The organism is Yoonia sp. SS1-5 (assembly GCF_038443705.2).
GTDB classification, from domain to species: domain Bacteria; phylum Pseudomonadota; class Alphaproteobacteria; order Rhodobacterales; family Rhodobacteraceae; genus Yoonia; species Yoonia rhodophyticola.
Map to the genome: position 1 here is coordinate 747,554 of NZ_CP151767.2, position 19,048 is coordinate 766,601.

The following is a 19,048-nucleotide window of genomic DNA, read 5'->3' on the forward strand; positions in this document are numbered from 1 at the left end:
GCCTCACTGCCCGTGCCGTTTGCGGCTTATGGGTCACTTGGAACTGCTCTATCCCCGGCGATATGTGCGTTATCGCATCTCTTCCGCCGGAGTGACGCCGAGAATACCCAAACCTTGCGAAATAACAATCGCCACGGCCCGAATCAGGGCAATTTTTGCCTGTGTTGTTTCTACGTCACCCTCTTGGACAAAGCGCAGGCCGGGGTCATCATTGCCCCGATTGTACAAGGCGTGGAAATCCGACGCGAGGTCGTAGAGGTAGAACGCGACCCTGTGAGGCTCGTGCCCCCTGGCTGCGATTTCAACCAGACGGGGCCATTCGGACAGCGTCTTGATGACCGTCAGTTCTGCAGTATCGGACAGACCGGACAGGTCTGCGCCGGCAAGCGTTGCGTCATCCACCGTGGCAAAAGCGCTGGCCTTGGCCACGGCTGAATTTACCCGTGCATAGGCATAGTTGACGTAAAAGACTGGATTGTCCTTGGACTGTTCCAGTACCTTGTCGAAATCGAAATCCAGCGGCGCGTCGTTCTTGCGCGTCAGCATGTGGAAACGGGTCACGTTGGCACCCACCTGATCCACCACATCGCGCAGGGTCACGAAGGTCCCTGCCCGCTTGGACATCTTGAACGGTTCCCCGTTTTTATAGAGCTTGACCAGCTGCGTCAGCTTTACATCCAGCGGCACCATGCCATCTGACAAGGCAGACACCGCGGCCTTCATCCGTTTGACATAGCCGCCATGGTCCGCCCCGAAGACGTCAATCAGTTGATCAAAGCCGCGTTGGACCTTGTCATAGTGATAGGCGATGTCGGGGGCGAAATAGGTCCATGACCCATCCGATTTCTGCACCGGCCGGTCCACATCATCGCCATGCTCGGTGGATTTGAACAGGGTCTGTTCGCGCGGCTCCCAATCCTCGGGCATTTTGCCTTTTGGGGGTTCAAGCACGCCGCGATAGATCAGGCCTTTTTCGTCCAGTTCTGCTATCGCCTTTTCGATCAGACCAGTGCCGTATAGCGATTTCTCGGAAAAGAAATTGTCCATTGTGACGCCAAGCTGGGCCAGATCCGCACGGATCAGGTCCATCATCGCTTCGGTCGCGAATTCCCGGATCTCCTGCAGCCAGAACTGTTCGCCCTTGTCGACAAAGGCATCACCAACCCTGGCCTTGAGCGCTTCGCCCAAGGGTTTCAGATAGTCGCCGGGATAGGTTCCATCCGGAAATGCGACCTCCTGCCCGTGTGCTTCCAGATACCGAAGATAGACTGACCGGGCGAGCACATCGACCTGCGCGCCACCATCATTGATGTAATATTCCTTGGTGACGTCATAGCCCGCATAGTCAAGCAGCCGCGCCAACGCATCGCCGAAAACCGCCCCGCGTGTATGGCCCACATGCAGGGGACCCGTCGGGTTGGCCGAGACATATTCGACCAGCACTTTCCGGTTTTGCCCAAGGCCGGACCGGCCGTAAGCCGCATCCGTCAACGCAGCCTTTACAACCTCTTGCCAGACGGATGGCACCAGCCGCATGTTCAGGAACCCTGGGCCCGCAACCTCTGCCGTGGCGACTTGCGGATCAGCCAGCAGCTTGGCGGCCAGTGCCTCGGCAATTGCGCGGGGGTTCATCTTTGCGGGTTTGGCCAGCACCATCGCCGCATTGGTGGCCATGTCGCCATGTGCGGGATCGCGCGGGGGTTCAACCGTGACGTTGGCTGTGGACAGACCACCGGGCAAGGTGCCGTCGGCAACCAGTTGGTCAAGACACGCGATCACCCGCGTGCGGATATCAGCGAATAGGTTCATAACAGGTCCTCCGCCCGAATTTGGGCGTCTTGTAAGCTTGATCGGGGTTTAACAGTCTACTTGCCCGCGTCAATGCGGCAGGTTTAGCTGTCAGATGGCGGCTGTTCGCCATCATCGGTCGATGGTGGGCGCAACGACACAACCCGCACATCCGGCCCGCCATTCACATCCTCGTCCTTTCGGATCAGCCGGATTGTTCCGTTGGGGGCAATCCGCGCCATCAGATGCGCATCGGGTCGCGTGGCGCGCCAGGCATCAAAGCCAAACTCTTCGGTCAGGCGCGTCACCCGGAATGTCCAGCCATCGCGGATCAGACGTTCCAGCCCGGCATGGGTCTCATCCGGGCCAAACTTGGCCCCGCCCAATGTCCGTGGCAGTTGATGGCGGCTGTTATCGCTCTTTTCGCGCATGACCTGAAACACATTGTCCCGTCCGAATTCCGGCGCCAGATCTGTCGCGACAAGCGTGTTATAGGCGTCATTGTCTGTGGCCGCGACCAACGTGGCGTAGCTGACAAGTTCCAGCCGCTCCTCGGCCGCCTCTGACAGGATATCGCCTGAGAATGTCGCGATGCCGGCAGTGCGGGCCGCCCGCAAATGCCCGTAATTGGGATCGGTCATCAGGACAGGGATATCCGCCTTTTGCAATGCCTCCGCAAAGGCGGTTGTCCATTTCGACCCGCCGATAATCAGCACCCCCGGCGTATCCGCACCCGTCAGGCCAAGCCAGCGCGCAAAGGGTGCAAGCGTGAACCCGTGCAAGACCACCGTGACTGCGACCAGCACAAAGGCCAAGGGGGCGATCAATGCCGCGTCTTCAAATCCAAGGCTCAGCAGCCGTTCCCCGAAAAGCCCCGCCACCGCAACCAGCACCACGCCGCGCGGTCCGGTCAGTGCTATCAGGATCTGTTCCTTGAACGGTATCCCGGACCCGATCATCGACACCAGAACTGTCAGCGGACGGGCCACAAGAATAACGGCCAGAACAAAGGCCACAGCCCGCCAATCAAGGCTTTTGACTGCGTCGAGGTTGAGGCCGGCGGCCAGCAGGATAAACACGCCAGAGACCAGCAGAACGGTCGCGTGTTCCTTGAACCGGTGCAGTTCGGTGTAGCTGGGCAGGTTTGCGTTTGCGATGACAATCCCCATGATCGTAACCGCCAGCAACCCGCTTTCATGCAGGATCGAATCCGATACGCCGAAGACCGCCAGCAACAAGGCAAAGAGCACCGGAACCTTCATATATTCCGGCACCCATCCGCGTTTGAACGCGCGTGCAAGCCCGTAGCCCGCTGCCCCGCCCAGCACGGTCGCAATCGAGATACCGATAGCCAGATCCACCATGGCCGCACTGACCGTCGTGGCCGTGTTCAGGACCAGAACAACCTCGAACGCCAGCACCGCTGCCAGCGCCCCGATCGGGTCGTTGACGATCGCCTCCCATTGCAGCAAGGCCGCGGGCCGCTTGGCCAGTCGCGCGGTGCGCAGCAAGGGGGCAATCACGGTCGGCCCGGTCACAATCATGATACCACCAAAGACCGTCGCACTCTCCCAGCTCAGGCCGGCCCCGTAGCGCAGCGCAAGCGTCGATGTCAGCCAGCCAAGGGGGGCGCCGACAAAGACCAGCCGCTTTACCCCGACCGCCGCATCATTCAGCTTGTGAAAATTCAGCGTTAACCCGCCTTCAAACAGGATGATCGCGACGGCGATGGCGATCATCGGCCCCATCAGCGGCCCGATATCGCGGGCGGGATCAAAAACACCGGCAACAGGTCCGATCAGGATACCTGCCAGCAACATCAGAACGATGGCGGGCATCCGCAAACGCCAGGCCAGCCATTGCGATCCGACCCCCAATGCCCCAACCAGTGCAAAGGCCACCACGGGCGCCATTGCGCCTGCTTCGCTTTCAATTGCCATCAATCACCCCCGGTGGAATATCTTCGCCCCCAATCAAGCGCTTATGCTCTTGAATAGCAAATCGGTCTGTCATCCCGGCGATGTAATCCGCCACAATGCGGGCCAGGGTCGTCTTGTCCGGCGCATCCGCCACATCCTTGCGCCATTGCTTTGGCAATTCATCGGTGTTTTCCATGAAAAACGGGAAGAGGTCGTTGATCATGGCCGTTACCACCTCGCGCATTTCCACAACGGCAGGCGCGCGGTACATGCGCACAAACAGGAAGCGCCTGATCACTTTCAGATCTTCCCATAGTTCCGGGGAAAACTGCACCATCATCCGACCGGCATCCCGAATATCCTGCACCGCGCCCGGCGCAAGGGCGTCAAGATTGCGGCGACTGACCGTGATGACATCCTCGACCAGAACACCAAAAAAGCGGCGCAAGGCCTCGTGACGGCGGCGGTAATAGTTGAGGCCGGGGTATTTTGCATCAACCCGGGCAAAGCAATCGGCTAGAATAGGCAGTTGCGCCAGATCATCCGTGCTGAACAATTCTGCACGAAGTCCGTCATGTAAGTCATGGTTATTATAGGCGATATCATCGGCAAGCGCGGCTGCTTGCGCCTCGGCGCTTGCATGGGTGTGCAGTTCCAGATCATGGCCCGCGTTATAGGCGGCCAGCGCGTAAGGAATATCGCCCGTCACTGGCCCGTTATGCTTTGCGATCCCTTCAAGACTTTCCCAGGTCAGGTTCAGCCCGTCCCATTCGGCATAGTGGCGTTCCAGATTGGTCACGATATGCAAGGCCTGTGCATTGTGATCAAAACCGCCATAGGGCTGCATCAGGGCATCCAGCGCCTCTTCACCGGTATGGCCAAAGGGGGTGTGGCCCAGATCATGGGCGAGGGCCACGGCCTCGGTCAGTTCGACATTCAGGTCAAGAGCCGCCGCAACCGTCCGGGCCACCTGCGCCACTTCAATAGAATGGGTCAGACGGGTCCGGAAATAATCGCCCTCATGTTCGATAAAAACCTGGGTCTTGTGCTTGAGCCGGCGAAAGGCCGATGCGTGAATGATCCGGTCGCGATCCCGTTGAAAGGGCGAGCGAAACGCGCTTTCCTCTTCCGCGTATAACCGGCCACGGGGGTTGCCCGGGTCGGTTGCATATGGCGCTGCCATCGTGTTTTGCCTGTCTTGTCGCTTTTGCCTGCGCCACCTATATTGCAAGCAGACACAAACTGATAGGTCGCAAAATGCTGACGATCCCGCCAAAAGTAACTGCACGCGCCTTTGAACGGCTTGCCGAAATCGGGGCATCTGCCCAGGGCAAGGCCCTGCGCGTGGCCGTCGAAGGGGGCGGATGCTCGGGCTTTCAGTATGAAATCGACCTTGACGACCCCAAGGATGATGACCTGGTGCTGTCGGAACAGGGCGAAACGGTTGTGATCGACAGCGTGTCCCTGCCCTTTCTGGCCGATGCGACAATCGACTTTAGCGAAGAATTGATCGGTGCCCGATTTGTGATCAATAACCCCAATGCCACCTCGTCTTGCGGCTGCGGCACGTCGTTTTCGATGTAATGCAAGACAATGCGCGGCTGGCCAAGCTGATCCTGGATCAGGTTCTGGGAACATCGACCGAGGGCGATCAGGAAATAGATGCGCTGCTGCGCGACGCCTTGCGCAGCTCGCGGTCGCGACTGGATTTGCGCGACCGGATTTTCGACGGTGTGCGCAAGACCAACGAAATCACCCCCGGTGACGTGGCCGAAGCGATGAGCGAGACGTTATCGGACCTGATCCGCGATCTTGACGATGATATCGGCACCGCTGAACAGAACATGCTGCCCAGCCGGTTTGTGATCTCGACAAGCATCGCGGCCATGATCGGCTCACTCACCGCGCTGGTCTATGGGGTGGCCGATATTCCAACCGCAATGGGGGCATTTGCGGTGGGGGCCATTATCTTTTTTGCAACCCAGACCTACTATCGACGGATGGGGCGCCTTATATCTGCATTGCGCAAGCGACGCGCTGATTACGACGGCTTTCGTGCCCTTTTGCGCCGCAGCTTATGATATGATATAAGATGTCCAAACCACGAAGGAGAGACCCTTGGCTGACTTGATAGAACAGATTTTCGCTGTCACCCGCGGTGAATGGGCATTGCTGCTGTTCTCGACCGTTTTGCTGGGCCAGTTCCTGATCTTCAGGTCCGGTGCGACCGCAGTCCTGAACAAGCATACGGGCGCATATTTTCCCGGTCTTTCGGCAGCCTTAGCGGATATACCCGCACGGGCAGCGGCCCGTGCCAAGCAAGGCGACCGCTGAACGCTTGTGCATCGCCGCTGACTGCGGCACAACCTTCCGCAACGCGGGAGGTGCCCCATGAAAATCGCGACATTCAACATCAACGGGATCAAGGCGCGCATTGGCGCGTTGACCGACTGGATTGATGAGGCCCAGCCCGACGTCGCCATCCTGCAAGAAATCAAATCTGTTGACGAAGGCTTCCCCCGCGACGTCTTTGAAGACAAGGGATACAATGTCGAAACCCATGGCCAGAAAGGGTTTAACGGGGTTGCGATCCTGTCGAAATTCCCGCTCGAAGATGTCACGCGCGGCCTGCCCGGCGCCGAGGGTGCCGGACGCGAAGGCGTGGATGATACAGAGGCCCGCTATATCGAAGCCACCGTTGTCGGTGACAAGGCGGTGCGCATTTGCGGGCTTTACCTGCCTAACGGAAATCCCGCGCCCGGCCCAAAATATGATTATAAACTGCGCTGGATGGACCGGCTGTACCAGCGCGCCCAAGCACTGCTTGCCAATGAAGAGATCGCGCTGATGGCCGGCGACTACAACATCATCCCTCAACTGGAAGACGCCGCCCGCCCTGACGCATGGCGTGATGACGCATTGTTCCGGATGGACAGCCGCGACGCCTTCCGGCGTATCGAAAACCTCGGCTTTGCCGAAGCCTTCCGCCTGCGCGAGGCTGGTGCGGGGCATTATTCGTTCTGGGACTATCAGGCAGGCGCCTGGGACAAGAATGACGGCATTCGCATCGACCATTTCCTGCTGACCCCCCAATGCGCCGATCTGCTGAACAATTGCTGGATCGAGGCCGACATACGTGGTCGCGACAAGCCCTCTGACCATGTGCCGGTCTGGGTTGACCTGGCCGCCTGATCCGCGGATGCTATCTTGCAATAACAACGGGCAGTCCGTGATCGCTGTAAGAGGAGCCGTGCAAGACATGCGCGCGTTGTTATCCATCCTGATCGTCTTGACGACCGTGCCGCAACTGGCCGATGCGCAATGCCGGATCAAGGTTGCAGGCACATCCTGCGTTGCGGTTCCCCAATCCACAACGCCAAAGCCCGGCCCCGTGGCTGTCGGCGACATTCTGGAGCGTGGGGAATATTCGATGTTGATGAATGCGCGCTATTACGGCTTGCCAGCTGTCAGTGATGGCTGGGTCTATATGCGGATCGAAGAGGATATTTACCGCGTGGACTGGCGCACGCATCGTGTGTTGGAACGGGTGACCGATCAGGCAAGTCGCAACTGGTGATCCCGGCTCAGGCCGTGACGTCGAAATCGTAAAGCCAGCCCAACCGGCCCAGAAACGCGCCCGGTGCTGCCCGCCCAATGAGACGTAGCCCGCCATGGGCCACGATCCGCCGCACGCCCCCCAGATGATAGTTGCGCGCGTTCGCATTGGCCGCGTTGATGGCACGGGTCACTCTGCCCTTGCGCGCCGCCTGATAGGCCGCAAGCCCGGCACCAAGATCGGCGGCGGCGTCTGTGGCGCGCGCCAGCTGGTAGGCGTCTTCCACCGCCAGATTGGCCCCCTGCGCCAGAAATGGCAGTGTTGGATGCGCCGCATCGCCAAGAATTGCGCATGTTCCCTGATACCAGTTGAGCGCAACGGGATGCCGGAACAGCCCCCAAAGCCCCACGGTGTCGACCTTGGCCAGGATAGCCCCCAACGGATCACAGCAATCGGCAAATGCGGATCGCAGGTGCGCGGGATCATCCGCGTGATGCCACCCCTCATCCGCCCATTGGTCGCGTTCCTGCACAGCCACGATATTCAGCCGCCCCTCCGACAACGGATAGGTCACGATATGGCGCCCCGGAAACATCCAGATCCGTGCTTCCGGCGGCGCATCTGGCTGATCAATGATGGCCCGCCATGCCACTTGCCCGGTGAAAAATGGCTGTGCCGCGCCATTCAGACGCCCGCGCAGAACAGACTGCACACCATCGGCACCGATGGTCAGATCAGGTTTGACCGTGCGGCCCGCAACATCAAAGCCCCCATCGGGCCGATAATCCGTCACGCGGCTATTCAGATGCACCTTCACCCCGGCTGCGACGCAGGCATCAGCAAGGATACCAATCAGCGCGGCGCGGTGAAAAAAACGGTACGCCGGTACCTGCGCTGTCAGATCGAAACGCGCAATCGTCGCACCAGACAGCCCATCCATCGGCATAACGGCCTGCGCCCGAAGCCCTTTTGCGGATAGCGCATCCGCCAGCCCCAAGGCATCAAGGGCGCGCGCACCGTTGGGCGTGATCTGGATACCTGCGCCCACTTCTGTCAGCGCCGCCGCCTGCTCGTACACCGACACCTCAGCGCCTTGCCGGGCAAAAGCCAACGCGGCGGTCAGACCGCCAAGCCCGCCGCCGATAACCGCGATCTTGCGGCCGGCATTATTGTTGTGATCAGTCGTCGCGATGGACCTTTTCGCGGCGTTCATGACGCTCTTGCGCTTCAAGGCTCATGGTCGCAATCGGGCGGGCATCGAGACGTTTGAGCGAAATCGGTTCGCCCGTTTTTTCGCAATAGCCATACTCACCCTCGTCGATCCGGCGCAGGGCGGCGTCAATCTTGTTCACCAGCTTGCGTTGGCGGTCACGGGTGCGCAGCTCCAGCGACCGGTCTGTTTCCTCGGATGCCCGATCCGCGACATCCGGGATGTTGCGGGTCTGGTCTTTCATGCCGGCAACCGTATCGCGGCTGTCTTCCAACAGCTCTGCTTTCCAGTCCATCAGCTTGCGACGGAAATATTCGGTTTGCCGTTCATTCATGAACGGTTCGTTTTCAGCGGGTCGGTAATCTTCTGGCAAAAATACTTCAGCTTTCATCGTCATACCCTTAACTCTCCAACGCAAACGTCAGGCCCCTCACCCGCGCAGCGATCCTTATTTTGAGGCGGGTTTACTCGGTTGCCGGGGGCCTGTCACCCCCTGATTTACTTCACTTTCTCGCTGTTGATGATCTGTGATGACCTGATAGGTTGCCGCCAAGCAAGAAGGGTCAAAAAAACATGCAATTCACCGGAACCGAGACCTATGTCGCCACCGACGATCTAACCATGGCCGTGAATGCCGCGGTCACACTGGAACGACCTTTGCTGGTCAAGGGCGAACCAGGCACCGGGAAAACCGAACTGGCCCGGCAGGTCAGCGCGGCATTGGGTCTTCCGATGATCGAATGGCATATCAAATCCACCACCAAAGCCCAGCAGGGCCTGTATGAATATGACGCCGTCAGCCGCTTGCGTGACAGTCAGCTTGGCGATGCCCGTGTGCATGATGTGGCCAATTACATCAAGCGCGGCAAGCTGTGGCAGGCCTTTGCCGCCGATGGCAAAACGGTTCTGTTGATTGATGAAATCGACAAGGCGGATATCGAGTTTCCCAACGATCTGTTGCAGGAACTGGACCGGATGGAATTCCACGTCTACGAAACCGGCGAGACCATCAAGGCCATTCACCGCCCCATCGTGATCATCACCTCCAACAACGAAAAGGAACTGCCCGACGCCTTTCTGCGCCGCTGCTTTTTCCACTACATCCGCTTTCCGGATATCGACACGATGCGCAAGATTGTCGCAGTCCATCACCCTGGCATTAAAGAGGCGCTACTGACCGCCGCGTTGACCCAATTCTACGAATTGCGCGATCAGACGGGGTTGAAAAAGAAACCATCCACGTCCGAGGTGCTGGACTGGCTGAAACTGCTGCTGGCCGAAGACCTCAGCCCCGAGGACCTGAAACGTGACGGTGCCAACGCATTGCCCAAGCTGCATGGCGCGCTGCTGAAGAACGAGCAGGACGTCCACCTTTTCGAACGGCTGGCCTTCATGGCCCGTAGCGGGCGCTAGGGTCATCGCCACGACCCGGGCGCAGTGTTGCCCAATTTCGGATGACGCGGCGGTCAGGTTCGCCCGAAACCCGCGACGATCTGCAGTTTTTTCTTGGTTTCTTAACTCAGGGACAGCATAGCACGCGCAATTGACTGGTCATGCTGCCAAAGCTGACTATTGTTCGGCAAAGGCAGGAAAGATCAGGCAAGATGACCGACACCACCCAGACCCGCATCCGCCCTTTGCGCGCGGAAGACAAGCCGTATTGGCGCAAGCTATGGACGGGGTATCTGACATTCTATGACAGTTCCGTCTCGGACGCCGTTTATGAGCGTACATTTACACGGCTTCTGGGTGATGATGATCAGGACTTTCATTGCCTGATCGCCACGCATCGCGAAAAGCCTGTCGGCCTCGCGCATTTCCTGTTTCACCGGCATTGCTGGCGCGTCGAAAATGTCTGCTACCTGCAGGACCTCTATGCCGATCCCGATATGCGCGGCAAAGGTGTGGGGCGGCAATTGATCGAAGCCGTCTATGCGGCCGCGGATGCCGCTGGCGCGCCGTCTGTCTATTGGCTAACGCAGGATGACAATACGACCGCCCGCACCCTTTATGACCGGATCGGACAAGCGACCAATTTCATCAAATACCTGAGGCCCGCATGAAGCGGCTTGCAGCCTTCGCGCTGGCCGCACTCGCCGCCTGCGCCGAGGTCCCCGAAGGACCCGAGCCGATCCGGCTGACATTCCCCGAAACACGCAGCTTTGTCGCCGCCAGCCCCGGCGCGCCAACACGGCCCAATTCCGAGATTGCGATTGATTTTCTCGACCTCGCGTTTCGAATGGAAAGCGGGCGACAATTGCCTGTGCTGACCCGCTTTGAAGGGCCCATATCTGTGCGGCTTGCGGGCAATATCTCTGACGGTCTGGTGGCGGATCTGACCGGTCTGCTGAACCGGCTGCGACGCGAGGCCCGGATTGACATCAGCCTGTCCCAACGGGCCGAGGCGAATATCGTGATCGAGGCTGTGCCGCGCCGCGCCCTGCAGCGCGTGGCACCCAACGCCGCCTGTTTTGTTGTGCCACGGGTCCAAAGCTGGACGGAACTGCGCCGGGCGCGCGGGACAGGCACATTGGACTGGGCGACCCTGCAACGGCGCGACAAGGCGGCCATTTTTGTGCCTGCCGATGTCGCCCCGCAAGAGATACGTGATTGTCTACATGAAGAGCTGGCACAGGCCCTGGGGCCGTTGAATGACCTCTACCGACTGCCTGATTCCGTGTTCAATGATGATAACCTGCATGCGGTGCTGACCGGCTTTGATATGCTGATCCTGCGCGCCTATTACGCACCCGAACTGCAAAGCGGGATGACACAGGACCAGGTTTCGCAACGGCTGCCATCCATCCTCGCCCGGCTGAACCCGCGCGGGCAGCGCAGCGGTGGCCAGATCCCGTCAAGCACGTCGCGTGACTGGATTGACGCAATCGAGGTCGCCCTTGGCGATGGCGCCTCTGATCCGCGGCGCCGCCGTGCCGCATTGCGCGCAATCGAGATCGGGCGCCGCCTGGGCTGGACCGGCACCCGCGAAGGGTTCGGCCATTACGTCTATGGGCGGCTGCAGCTGGGCAATGATGCCAGCCTTGCCTTAGGCGCGTTCAACACCGCAGGCCGGGCCTATAGCCAAAGTCCCGCGACCAATATTCATCGCGCGCATATCGCAGCCCAGCTTGCCGCCTTCACCCTGATTTCCGGCGATGCAGACGCCACCATCGCCATTACAGATCAGGCCATCCCGATTGCCCGCAAGCACGAGAACGCGGCACTGATGTCCATTCTGATGATGTTCAAGGCCGAAGCACTGGATTTCAAGGGAGACACAGAGGCGGGCATGGCCCTGCGTCTGGACAGCCTGGGTTGGGCGCGCTACGGATTTGGCAGCCGAAATGCCGTGATTGACCGGCTGAACGAAATTGCGTCTTTGCCACCGCGCACACCGCCCAGCTGATAGGGACCAGCCATGATCTACCCACTTGCCGGACTTCTTTTTGGCGCGCTCTTTGGTGCCTTTCGCGCCCGCGCCAGAGGCGGCAAAACCCTTGATCTGCTGCAATGGGCCGCCTCTTTTGCCATCCTGTTTGGCATTATCGGCCTGTTTGTGCTGATCTTCATCGAACGCAGCTACGTCTGACCGGCGATGTTCCTGCCCTTCTTTGACAACTTGCGAAAATCCGGTGTCCCCGTGTCACTGCGCGAGTTTCTATCATTTCTCGAAGGCATGAAGGCCGGACTGGCTACCTATGATGTCGAGGCGTTCTATTTTCTGGCCCGCACCGTGATGGTCAAGGATGAACGGCATCTTGACCGGTTCGACAGGGCCTTTGCCGCCACGTTCGAAGGGCTGGACAGCATCCCTGCCGAGGCTGTCCTGAACGCCGTTGATATTCCGGCAGAGTGGCTTCAGAAACTGGCGGAAAAACACCTCAGCGAGGCCGAAAAGGCCGAGATCGACGCACTTGGTGGCTTTGACAAGCTGATGGAGACGCTCAAGCAACGCCTTGCTGAACAAAAGGGGCGCCATCAGGGCGGCAATAAATGGGTCGGCACGGCCGGAACCTCGCCCTTTGGCGCTTATGGCTATAATCCCGAGGGGGTGCGGATCGGTCAGAACGAAAGCCGGCATCAGCGCGCGGTAAAGGTCTGGGACAAACGCGAGTTTCGCAATCTTGATGACAGTGTCGAATTGGGGACCCGCAATATCAAGGTCGCACTGAAACGCCTGCGCCGCTGGGCCCGTGACGGGGCCGCCGAAGAGCTGGATTTGAACGGGACGATCCGCGCCACCGCCGAACATGGCTATCTTGACGTCCAGACCCGGCCCGAGCGGCGCAATGCCGTCAAGGTCCTGTTGTTTCTTGATATTGGCGGATCCATGGACCCGCATATCAAAGTCGTCGAGGAATTGTTCAGCGCGGCGAAATCCGAATTCAAGCATTTCGAACATTTCTACTTTCACAACTGTCTGTATGAAGGCGTCTGGCGCGACAATCGCCGCCGCTGGGACGGCCAGACCCCCACCTGGGAGGTGCTGCGCACCTATGGCCCGGACTACAAATGCATCTTTGTCGGCGATGCCAGCATGTCGCCTTACGAGATCGCCTTTAAAGGCGGTGCAAACGAACATTGGAACGAAGAGGCGGGCGAGGTCTGGCTTACCCGGGCCCGCGATCAGTGGCCCGATCATCTCTGGATCAATCCGCTTGATCAACGCTACTGGCCCTACACCCAGTCCATCCAGATGATCCAGGACATTTTCGGCCCCGACCGCATGGTGCCAATGACCCTGTCAGGCATCGCCGACGGGATGAAGGCCCTGGGCCGCTAAGCGCTTGTTCTGTGCAAATGCGGCCCCATATCTAGACCATGTTGAAATTCGCCCCGATCCTTCTGGCCCTGATTTATGGCATCGCCATGTACCGGTTTTCGGTATGGCGCACCGCGCGCGAGCTGGACAGCAAGTCCACCGAATTGGCCGATCCCATCCTGAGGCATCTGACCGACCGCATGGCCCAGGCGCTCGATATCGAGCGGATCAAGGTGCATATCTACGAGATCGAGCCCATCAACGGGCTGGCCGCACCTGATGGCCGGATCTTCATCACCCGTGGTTTCTTTAACAAATATCGCGAAGGCAAGGTCAGTTCCGAAGAGATGGCCAGCGTGATCGCGCATGAGCTGGGGCATGTGGCCTTGGGGCATTCGCGCCGTCGCGTGATCGACTTTTCAGGTCAAAACGCCATGCGCACAGCGCTTGCCATGGTCCTGAACAGGTTCCTGCCGGGCGTGGGCATGTGGGTTGCCAACCTTTTGATGACATTGCTGGCCGCCCGGCTGTCACGCGGCGACGAGTTTGAGGCGGATGCCTATGCGTCCGCATTGCTGGTCAAATCAGGGATCGGCACGGGGCCGCAAAAGTCCCTCTTTGGCAAGCTTGAGGCGCTGACCGGGGGGGCTGGCGCAAGCGCACCGGCCTGGATGCTGAGCCACCCCAAAACCCCGCAACGGATCGCAGCCATCGAAGCAAATGAAGCGAAATGGATGGCGCAATAATCGCCGCAGCCTGCCTTAGGGTCCTGCCCTTAGGACAGTGTTGCCAATGCCTTGCCCAATCGCGGCAAACGGGCCTTTTTCATCAGCGCGCGCATCTCCCACGTTCTGTCGGACAAGCGGTTCGCCTCCGCAAGAACCGCCTTGGCAACTGCGGTGACGTCATCGGTAGCTTCCTCAAGCAGTCCGCGCAGGAACGCATCGGGATCGGCTCGAAACAATCCTTCCTCGGCCAGCAGATTGCCGGGAAAATCCTTGGCGTTGACCGTCAGGATCGCATCGCAGGAGCCCGCCACCGCCGCGGCCAGCACGTGAATGTCATTCGGATCGGGCAGCCATAGACGCTTTTCCAGCCCCGGATGCGGCGGAATGACGGCCTTTGGAAAGGTTGCGCGTAGTGCGGCGATTTCACCGCGCGCGAAAACTTCTGCCTCTGCACCAAGCCGTGCAGCAGCCCGCGCCCATTCTTCCTCGATCCGAGCTGACCAGCGTGCCTCGAACAATCCGGCCGCCGCACATCCCAAAACCACCTGCCGCATGACGGTTGGGTACAGCACACATGCATCAATCAGGACCCTCACAGGCGGTAGAACACGGCCTTGAGATATCCGCTTTCGGCCAAATGCGGCATGAGCGGATGATCAGGACCGGCAAAGCCTGTGTGGATGATCTGCCCCCGGCGCCCTGCCCGCCCGATCCCGCGCGAACAGGCATTGCGGAACTTGGTCAGATCAGCCGCGTGCGAACACGAACATAGCCCCAGATAGCCGCCATCCGCCACCAGCGGGGCAGCCAGACGGGCAACACGTTCATAGGCCCGCAATCCCGCATCAAGCGCGTTGCGTGACGGGGCAAAGGCGGGTGGATCGCAGATCACCACATCGAATTGCGCGCCCTCGTCGGCCAGTGCTGCAAGCGTGTCAAAGGCGTCCCCGCGCCGTGTTTCCAACTTGTCAGACACGCCCATCGCGTGGGCCCCTTGCATGGCAAGATCCAGCGCAGGCGCAGAGCCGTCAATGGCCAGAACACGGGTTGCACCTTGCGCCAGTGCCGCCAGACCAAACCCGCCGACATGGGAAAAGACATCCAGCATCGTGCCGCCCTTTGCCAATTGGGCCGCAAAGGCGTGATTGGGGCGTTGATCGTAGAACAATCCGGTTTTCTGCCCACCCATGACATCTGCCAGATATGTTGCGTTATTCATGGAAACCGCGATGGGTCCGGTCGGGGCCGTGCCGCTGGCAACACCGAGATAGTCGTCGAGCCCTTCAAGACCCCGGGCGCGCCCGGTGCCGTTGATCACGACGGTATCCACAGCCAGAACGTCAACGATTGCGGCCACCAGGGCATCCTGCAGACGGTCAGCCCACGCCGCATTCGGCTGCATAACAACCACATCACCAAATCGGTCAACGATCACCCCCGGCAACCCATCGGATTCGGCATGCACAAGGCGGTAGAATGGCGTTGTATAAAGTGTCTCGCGGTGGCGCAGCGCGCGGCGGATGCGCGCGGCAAACCACGCCTGGTCAATTGTCGCGTCTGCATCCCGGTCCAGCATCCGGCAGATGATTTTCGACGCCGGATTAACCGCAACAAGGCCAAGTGCCGTGCGGTTGCTGTCTTCAAGCTGGGCAATTGTCCCCGCAGGCAAGGCGCGGGTCCGCCGGTCGGTTACCAGTTCATTGGCGTAGACCCAGGGAAAACCGTGGCGAATGGCGCGCGCCTCGGCCTTTGGCAACAGGCGGACGGTTGGGGTGGAGGGTGTCTGTGATTGATCATTCATAGGCGCCCTCCTAACCGTAAAGGGCGCCCGCGAAAAGATGTGTCAGGTCAACTCTTGCACAAGGATTTGGGTCAGGAAATCGGTGACCCTGACTTTCTGGGTCTGACCCGATTGTTCCAGTGTAACCGCCTCATCCCCGCCCGGCGCATCAAGATTTGCAACAATCCGGCGGCGTGGTTCGATAACCTCGCCGGTGCGGGCATTGCGCAGCGTGAGGTCAAATATGACGTTGTAGACGCCGCCGATCGAATAGCGGGTGCGGTTGGTCACACCGTGAAACCGTTCCAGCTGCACATCCGCAACAACGGGAATCGCGCCCCGAAGACTTGGCTTTGCGCGCTGTTCTGCGGTTTCAAACATCGCACTGATCTGCTGTACCCGGTCCCCGCGCGGATCACCGCGCCAGATGACATCTGCGATGGGATAATAGCTTTCCGCCTCGGACACGGTCAGTTCTGACGGTGCCGAGAAACGCACATCCTGCAAGGCATAGTTGCGGGTCACCCCCTCGGGCGGGCCGCTGCCAAGCGTATTCTGGCCGGTACATGCGGCCAATCCAAATAACACAACAAAAAACCCAAGCAGTCTCTTCTTCGCCATCTCAACCTCGTTGACCCGCTGATTTTTCGGTCTCGCCTCGCACATGCTGTGCCGGTCGATTACCTTACAATAACGCATCTGCCGCAGGATTGTGGTAGGATTATGGTCAATCGCTTGTTAGCGCTAACAGGCTGTGTTACAGCCGCCACAAATCGCCATGAGGACCAAAATGTCACTGCACCCCACGATCAGCGCCGTCACTGACCGGATCATTGCCCGCTCTGAGGGCCCAAGACGCACATATCTTGACACCATGTCGCGCGCCGCTGCGCAAGGCCCAAGGCGGGCGCATCTGACCTGTGGTAATCAGGCCCATGCCTATGCCGCCATGTCAGATGACAAACCGGCCCTGACAGATGCGCAGGCCCCCAATATCGGGATTATCACCGCCTATAATGATATGCTGTCGGCGCATCAGCCATTTGAAACCTATCCCGACCTGATCCGCAAAGCGGCCCGTGCGGCCGGCGGGACAGCGCAGGTGGCCGGTGGCGTACCGGCCATGTGTGATGGGGTCACGCAAGGCCAGACAGGGATGGAATTGTCGCTGTTTTCGCGCGATGTGATCGCACTTGCCGCCGGGGTTGGCCTGTCACACAACGTTTTTGACAGCGCGATTTATCTGGGTGTCTGCGACAAGATTGTCCCCGGTCTGGTGATGGCAGCAGCCACGTTTGGCTACATTCCGGGTATTTTTGTGCCTGCAGGTCCGATGCTGTCAGGCCTTCCCAATGATCAAAAGGCCAAGGTCCGCCAGCAGTTTGCCACCGGCGAAGTCGGTCGGGACAAGTTGATGGAGGCTGAAATGGCATCTTACCACGGGCCGGGCACCTGCACATTCTATGGCACAGCCAATACAAACCAGATGCTGATGGAATTCATGGGGCTGCATATGCCCGGTGCGTCCTTCATCAATCCCGGCACGCCCCTGCGTGACGCCATGACCAATGCGGCCACCGAACGCGCGCTGTCGATCACCGCATTGGGGAATGAATATACCCCTGTTTGCGACATTCTTGATGAAAAGGCATTCGTCAACGGACTGGTCGGCCTGATGGCAACCGGCGGATCAACCAATCTGGTGATTCACCTGCCCGCCATGGCGCGTGCCGCCGGGATCATCCTTGATCTGCAGGATTTCAGCGATCTGTCACAGGTCACCCCGCTGATGGCCAAGGTCTATCCAAACGGGCTGGCCGATGTGAACCACTTCCATGCGGCCGGTGGTCTGGGTTTCATGATCAACGAATTGCTGAATGCCGGTTTGCTGCACCCTGACACCAAGACAGTCGCAGGCAACGGGCTAGAGCTTTATACCAAAGACCCCAAGGTCGCGGATGGCAAGCTGCGTTATGATGCCGGGCCAACCAGCTCGCAGAATGACAAGATTTTGCGCCCTGCTGCCGATCCGTTCCATCCGACCGGCGGATTGACCCAATTGGCAGGCAATCTGGGCCGTGGTGTGATCAAGACCTCTGCCGTCGCCCCCGAGCGGCACATCATCGAAGCCCCTGCCCGGATTTTTCACACGCAAGAGGCGGTCAAGGATGCGTTCAAGGCAGGTGAGATCACCACAGACACGATCATCGTGGTGCGGTTCCAGGGCCCCAAATCAAACGGCATGCCAGAACTGCACAGCCTGACCCCGACCCTGGCCGTTCTGCAGGATCGCGGGCTGAAGGTGGCGCTTGTCACCGATGGCCGGATGTCCGGCGCGTCCGGCAAAGTGCCGTCAGCAATCCATGTCTGCCCCGAAGCCGCCGATGGCGGCCCTATCAGCCTGCTGCGCGATGGTGATATCGTGCGGCTGGATGCAACAAAGGGCACCATCGACGCAATTGGCGTTGATCTTGGCGCCCGCAGCCCTGCTGCGGCTGATCTGACCGGCAACGGCACCGGCGTCGGCCGCGAGCTGTTCGAGGCTTTCCGCAAGAATGTCGGCCTTGCTGCAGATGGTGCGGGGGTTGTTGTCTGATATGGCCCTGCCCGAAACAAGACTTGCCACTATAAGAGAGCATTGAAATGACCCCACAAGACGCCTCCGCCGCTGCTGCTGAAATCTGCAACCTCGCCCCTGTTGTCCCTGTTCTGGTGGTGGATGATGCCGCCATTGCCGCGGCCTTGGCCGAGGCGCTTGTCGCAGGTGGCTTGCCTGCGCTTGAGGTCACGTTGCGCACCCCTGCCGCGCTGGACGTCATCCGCGAGATGGCCAAGGTTCCCGGCGGTGCAGTTGGTGCAGGCACGCTGCTGACGCCCAAGGATGTCGAGGACGCAAAAGCCGCTGGCGCGACATTTGGCGTATCCCCCGGAGCCACCGATATTTTGCTGGACGCGTGCGAGGCAAATGATCTGCCACTTTTGCCCGGTGCGGCGACAGCGTCCGAGGCGATGCGCCTGCTGGAACGTGGCTATCGCGTGCAGAAGTTCTTTCCTGCCGAGGCCAATGGCGGGGCTGTGGCCCTCAAAGCCATCGGCGCGCCCATTCCGCAGGTCAAGTTCTGCCCGACCGGCGGGGTCAGCCTGAAAAACGCGCATGATTACCTGTCGCTGAGCAACACGCTTTGCGTCGGCGGATCATGGGTGGCCCCCAAGGACAAGGTCGCGGCAGCGGACTGGGCCGGGATCACCGCATTGGCACGTGAGGCCGCAGCGCTGCCGCGGTAAGGCCGGTTATCCGGACCAGG

Annotated in this window: 21 protein-coding genes; 13 read left to right on the plus strand and 8 right to left on the minus strand. The window is 59.8% G+C overall.

What is annotated here, in order from left to right; translation table 11 throughout:
- Window positions 1-69: 69 nt before the first annotated feature.
- The 3 genes from argS to AABB31_RS05260 all read right to left on the minus strand — a co-directional run bounded on the left by argS (window position 70) and on the right by AABB31_RS05260 (window position 4,890).
- On the minus strand, window positions 70-1,809 hold the full coding sequence (argS, locus tag AABB31_RS05250) for an arginine--tRNA ligase (protein WP_342075509.1): 1,740 nt from the start codon (window positions 1,807-1,809) through the stop codon (window positions 70-72).
- An 83-nt stretch (window positions 1,810-1,892) separates the two neighbouring features.
- Window positions 1,893-3,728 carry a cation:proton antiporter gene (locus tag AABB31_RS05255; RefSeq protein WP_373635499.1) on the minus strand — a complete coding sequence of 612 codons (1,836 nt, stop codon included), beginning with the start codon at window positions 3,726-3,728 and terminating at the stop codon, window positions 1,893-1,895.
- The gene (locus AABB31_RS05260) at window positions 3,718-4,890 is read right to left on the minus strand and encodes a deoxyguanosinetriphosphate triphosphohydrolase (protein ID WP_342075508.1); all 1,173 of its coding nucleotides are present in this window, start codon (window positions 4,888-4,890) and stop codon (window positions 3,718-3,720) included. The genes AABB31_RS05255 and AABB31_RS05260 overlap by 11 nt, the downstream gene beginning before the upstream one ends.
- A gap of 74 nt (window positions 4,891-4,964) precedes the next feature.
- On the opposite strand from AABB31_RS05260, the gene AABB31_RS05265 reads away from it, so the two are divergent.
- From AABB31_RS05265 to AABB31_RS05285, 5 genes are all read left to right on the plus strand, one after another.
- Window positions 4,965-5,291, plus strand: coding sequence for a HesB/IscA family protein (locus tag AABB31_RS05265; RefSeq protein WP_373635500.1), 327 nt, complete (start codon window positions 4,965-4,967; stop codon window positions 5,289-5,291).
- The gene (locus tag AABB31_RS05270) at window positions 5,291-5,788 is read left to right on the plus strand and encodes a hypothetical protein (RefSeq protein WP_373635501.1); all 498 of its coding nucleotides are present in this window, start codon (window positions 5,291-5,293) and stop codon (window positions 5,786-5,788) included. The genes AABB31_RS05265 and AABB31_RS05270 overlap by 1 nt, the downstream gene beginning before the upstream one ends.
- A gap of 37 nt (window positions 5,789-5,825) precedes the next feature.
- Window positions 5,826-6,041: a hypothetical protein gene (locus AABB31_RS05275; RefSeq protein WP_342075506.1), complete on the plus strand. Its 216-nt coding sequence runs from the start codon at window positions 5,826-5,828 to the stop codon at window positions 6,039-6,041.
- Window positions 6,042-6,098: 57 nt separating this feature from the next.
- On the plus strand, window positions 6,099-6,899 hold the full coding sequence (xth, locus tag AABB31_RS05280; RefSeq protein WP_342075505.1) for an exodeoxyribonuclease III: 801 nt from the start codon (window positions 6,099-6,101) through the stop codon (window positions 6,897-6,899).
- A 67-nt stretch (window positions 6,900-6,966) separates the two neighbouring features.
- Window positions 6,967-7,284 carry a hypothetical protein gene (locus tag AABB31_RS05285; protein ID WP_342075504.1) on the plus strand — a complete coding sequence of 106 codons (318 nt, stop codon included), beginning with the start codon at window positions 6,967-6,969 and terminating at the stop codon, window positions 7,282-7,284.
- Between the two features lie 7 nt (window positions 7,285-7,291).
- Here the strand turns inward: AABB31_RS05285 and AABB31_RS05290 are convergent, their stop codons facing one another.
- Together AABB31_RS05290 and dksA are read right to left on the minus strand one after the other, a co-directional pair.
- On the minus strand, window positions 7,292-8,476 hold the full coding sequence (locus tag AABB31_RS05290) for an FAD-dependent monooxygenase (protein WP_373635502.1): 1,185 nt from the start codon (window positions 8,474-8,476) through the stop codon (window positions 7,292-7,294).
- On the minus strand, window positions 8,442-8,864 hold the full coding sequence (dksA, locus tag AABB31_RS05295) for an RNA polymerase-binding protein DksA (RefSeq protein WP_342075501.1): 423 nt from the start codon (window positions 8,862-8,864) through the stop codon (window positions 8,442-8,444). Before dksA ends, AABB31_RS05290 begins: the two co-directional genes overlap by 35 nt.
- Before the next feature lie 182 nt (window positions 8,865-9,046).
- On the opposite strand from dksA, the gene AABB31_RS05300 reads away from it, so the two are divergent.
- The 6 genes from AABB31_RS05300 (at window position 9,047) to AABB31_RS05325 (ending at window position 13,981) form a co-directional block, all read left to right on the plus strand.
- Window positions 9,047-9,886 (plus strand): MoxR family ATPase, encoded by an 840-nt coding sequence (locus AABB31_RS05300; RefSeq protein WP_342075500.1) that lies wholly within the window; start codon window positions 9,047-9,049, stop codon window positions 9,884-9,886.
- A 191-nt stretch (window positions 9,887-10,077) separates the two neighbouring features.
- Window positions 10,078-10,536, plus strand: coding sequence for a GNAT family N-acetyltransferase (locus tag AABB31_RS05305; RefSeq protein ID WP_342075499.1), 459 nt, complete (start codon window positions 10,078-10,080; stop codon window positions 10,534-10,536).
- Window positions 10,533-11,879, plus strand: coding sequence for a DUF2927 domain-containing protein (locus AABB31_RS05310; protein WP_342075498.1), 1,347 nt, complete (start codon window positions 10,533-10,535; stop codon window positions 11,877-11,879). The genes AABB31_RS05305 and AABB31_RS05310 overlap by 4 nt, the downstream gene beginning before the upstream one ends.
- Window positions 11,880-11,891: 12 nt before the next feature.
- Window positions 11,892-12,062 carry a hypothetical protein gene (locus AABB31_RS05315; protein ID WP_342075497.1) on the plus strand — a complete coding sequence of 57 codons (171 nt, stop codon included), beginning with the start codon at window positions 11,892-11,894 and terminating at the stop codon, window positions 12,060-12,062.
- Window positions 12,063-12,068: 6 nt separating this feature from the next.
- Window positions 12,069-13,256 (plus strand): VWA domain-containing protein, encoded by a 1,188-nt coding sequence (locus AABB31_RS05320; RefSeq protein WP_342075496.1) that lies wholly within the window; start codon window positions 12,069-12,071, stop codon window positions 13,254-13,256.
- 38 nt (window positions 13,257-13,294) lie between these two features.
- Window positions 13,295-13,981, plus strand: a complete 687-nt coding sequence (locus AABB31_RS05325; protein ID WP_373635503.1) for a M48 family metallopeptidase — start codon at window positions 13,295-13,297, stop codon at window positions 13,979-13,981.
- Window positions 13,982-14,010: 29 nt separating this feature from the next.
- Here the strand turns inward: AABB31_RS05325 and AABB31_RS05330 are convergent, their stop codons facing one another.
- From AABB31_RS05330 to AABB31_RS05340, 3 genes are read right to left on the minus strand one after another with little or no spacing between them, the layout of a single operon-like run.
- Window positions 14,011-14,559 (minus strand): RSP_2648 family PIN domain-containing protein, encoded by a 549-nt coding sequence (locus AABB31_RS05330; protein ID WP_342075495.1) that lies wholly within the window; start codon window positions 14,557-14,559, stop codon window positions 14,011-14,013.
- Window positions 14,556-15,764: an RSP_2647 family RNA methyltransferase gene (locus AABB31_RS05335; protein ID WP_342075494.1), complete on the minus strand. Its 1,209-nt coding sequence runs from the start codon at window positions 15,762-15,764 to the stop codon at window positions 14,556-14,558. Before AABB31_RS05335 ends, AABB31_RS05330 begins: the two co-directional genes overlap by 4 nt.
- Window positions 15,765-15,806: 42 nt before the next feature.
- A complete protein-coding gene (locus AABB31_RS05340; RefSeq protein ID WP_342075493.1) occupies window positions 15,807-16,364 on the minus strand; it encodes a DUF6778 family protein in 558 nt (185 codons plus the stop codon).
- 169 nt (window positions 16,365-16,533) lie between these two features.
- On the opposite strand from AABB31_RS05340, the gene edd reads away from it, so the two are divergent.
- Both edd and eda read left to right on the plus strand, forming a co-directional pair.
- Window positions 16,534-18,339 carry a phosphogluconate dehydratase gene (edd, locus tag AABB31_RS05345; RefSeq protein ID WP_342075492.1) on the plus strand — a complete coding sequence of 602 codons (1,806 nt, stop codon included), beginning with the start codon at window positions 16,534-16,536 and terminating at the stop codon, window positions 18,337-18,339.
- Between the two features lie 47 nt (window positions 18,340-18,386).
- Window positions 18,387-19,028, plus strand: coding sequence for a bifunctional 4-hydroxy-2-oxoglutarate aldolase/2-dehydro-3-deoxy-phosphogluconate aldolase (gene eda / locus AABB31_RS05350; RefSeq protein ID WP_342075491.1), 642 nt, complete (start codon window positions 18,387-18,389; stop codon window positions 19,026-19,028).
- Window positions 19,029-19,048 lie beyond the last annotated feature (20 nt).

Coding starts and splice junctions, on each gene's coding strand:
- AABB31_RS05305 (WP_342075499.1), top strand. CDS start 10,078: ATGACCGACACCACCCAGACCCGCATCCGCCCTTTGCGCGCGGAAGAC.
- AABB31_RS05310 (WP_342075498.1), top strand. CDS start 10,533: ATGAAGCGGCTTGCAGCCTTCGCGCTGGCCGCACTCGCCGCCTGCGCC.
- AABB31_RS05325 (WP_373635503.1), top strand. CDS start 13,295: ATGTTGAAATTCGCCCCGATCCTTCTGGCCCTGATTTATGGCATCGCC.
- dksA (WP_342075501.1), bottom strand. CDS start 8,864: ATGAAAGCTGAAGTATTTTTGCCAGAAGATTACCGACCCGCTGAAAAC.
- AABB31_RS05255 (WP_373635499.1), bottom strand. CDS start 3,728: ATGGCAATTGAAAGCGAAGCAGGCGCAATGGCGCCCGTGGTGGCCTTT.
- edd (WP_342075492.1), top strand. CDS start 16,534: ATGTCACTGCACCCCACGATCAGCGCCGTCACTGACCGGATCATTGCC.
- argS (WP_342075509.1), bottom strand. CDS start 1,809: ATGAACCTATTCGCTGATATCCGCACGCGGGTGATCGCGTGTCTTGAC.
- AABB31_RS05340 (WP_342075493.1), bottom strand. CDS start 16,364: ATGGCGAAGAAGAGACTGCTTGGGTTTTTTGTTGTGTTATTTGGATTG.
- AABB31_RS05320 (WP_342075496.1), top strand. CDS start 12,069: ATGTTCCTGCCCTTCTTTGACAACTTGCGAAAATCCGGTGTCCCCGTG.
- AABB31_RS05315 (WP_342075497.1), top strand. CDS start 11,892: ATGATCTACCCACTTGCCGGACTTCTTTTTGGCGCGCTCTTTGGTGCC.
- eda (WP_342075491.1), top strand. CDS start 18,387: ATGACCCCACAAGACGCCTCCGCCGCTGCTGCTGAAATCTGCAACCTC.
- AABB31_RS05265 (WP_373635500.1), top strand. CDS start 4,965: ATGCTGACGATCCCGCCAAAAGTAACTGCACGCGCCTTTGAACGGCTT.
- AABB31_RS05290 (WP_373635502.1), bottom strand. CDS start 8,476: ATGAACGCCGCGAAAAGGTCCATCGCGACGACTGATCACAACAATAAT.
- AABB31_RS05335 (WP_342075494.1), bottom strand. CDS start 15,764: ATGAATGATCAATCACAGACACCCTCCACCCCAACCGTCCGCCTGTTG.
- AABB31_RS05300 (WP_342075500.1), top strand. CDS start 9,047: ATGCAATTCACCGGAACCGAGACCTATGTCGCCACCGACGATCTAACC.
- xth (WP_342075505.1), top strand. CDS start 6,099: ATGAAAATCGCGACATTCAACATCAACGGGATCAAGGCGCGCATTGGC.
- AABB31_RS05260 (WP_342075508.1), bottom strand. CDS start 4,890: ATGGCAGCGCCATATGCAACCGACCCGGGCAACCCCCGTGGCCGGTTA.
- AABB31_RS05285 (WP_342075504.1), top strand. CDS start 6,967: ATGCGCGCGTTGTTATCCATCCTGATCGTCTTGACGACCGTGCCGCAA.
- AABB31_RS05270 (WP_373635501.1), top strand. CDS start 5,291: ATGCAAGACAATGCGCGGCTGGCCAAGCTGATCCTGGATCAGGTTCTG.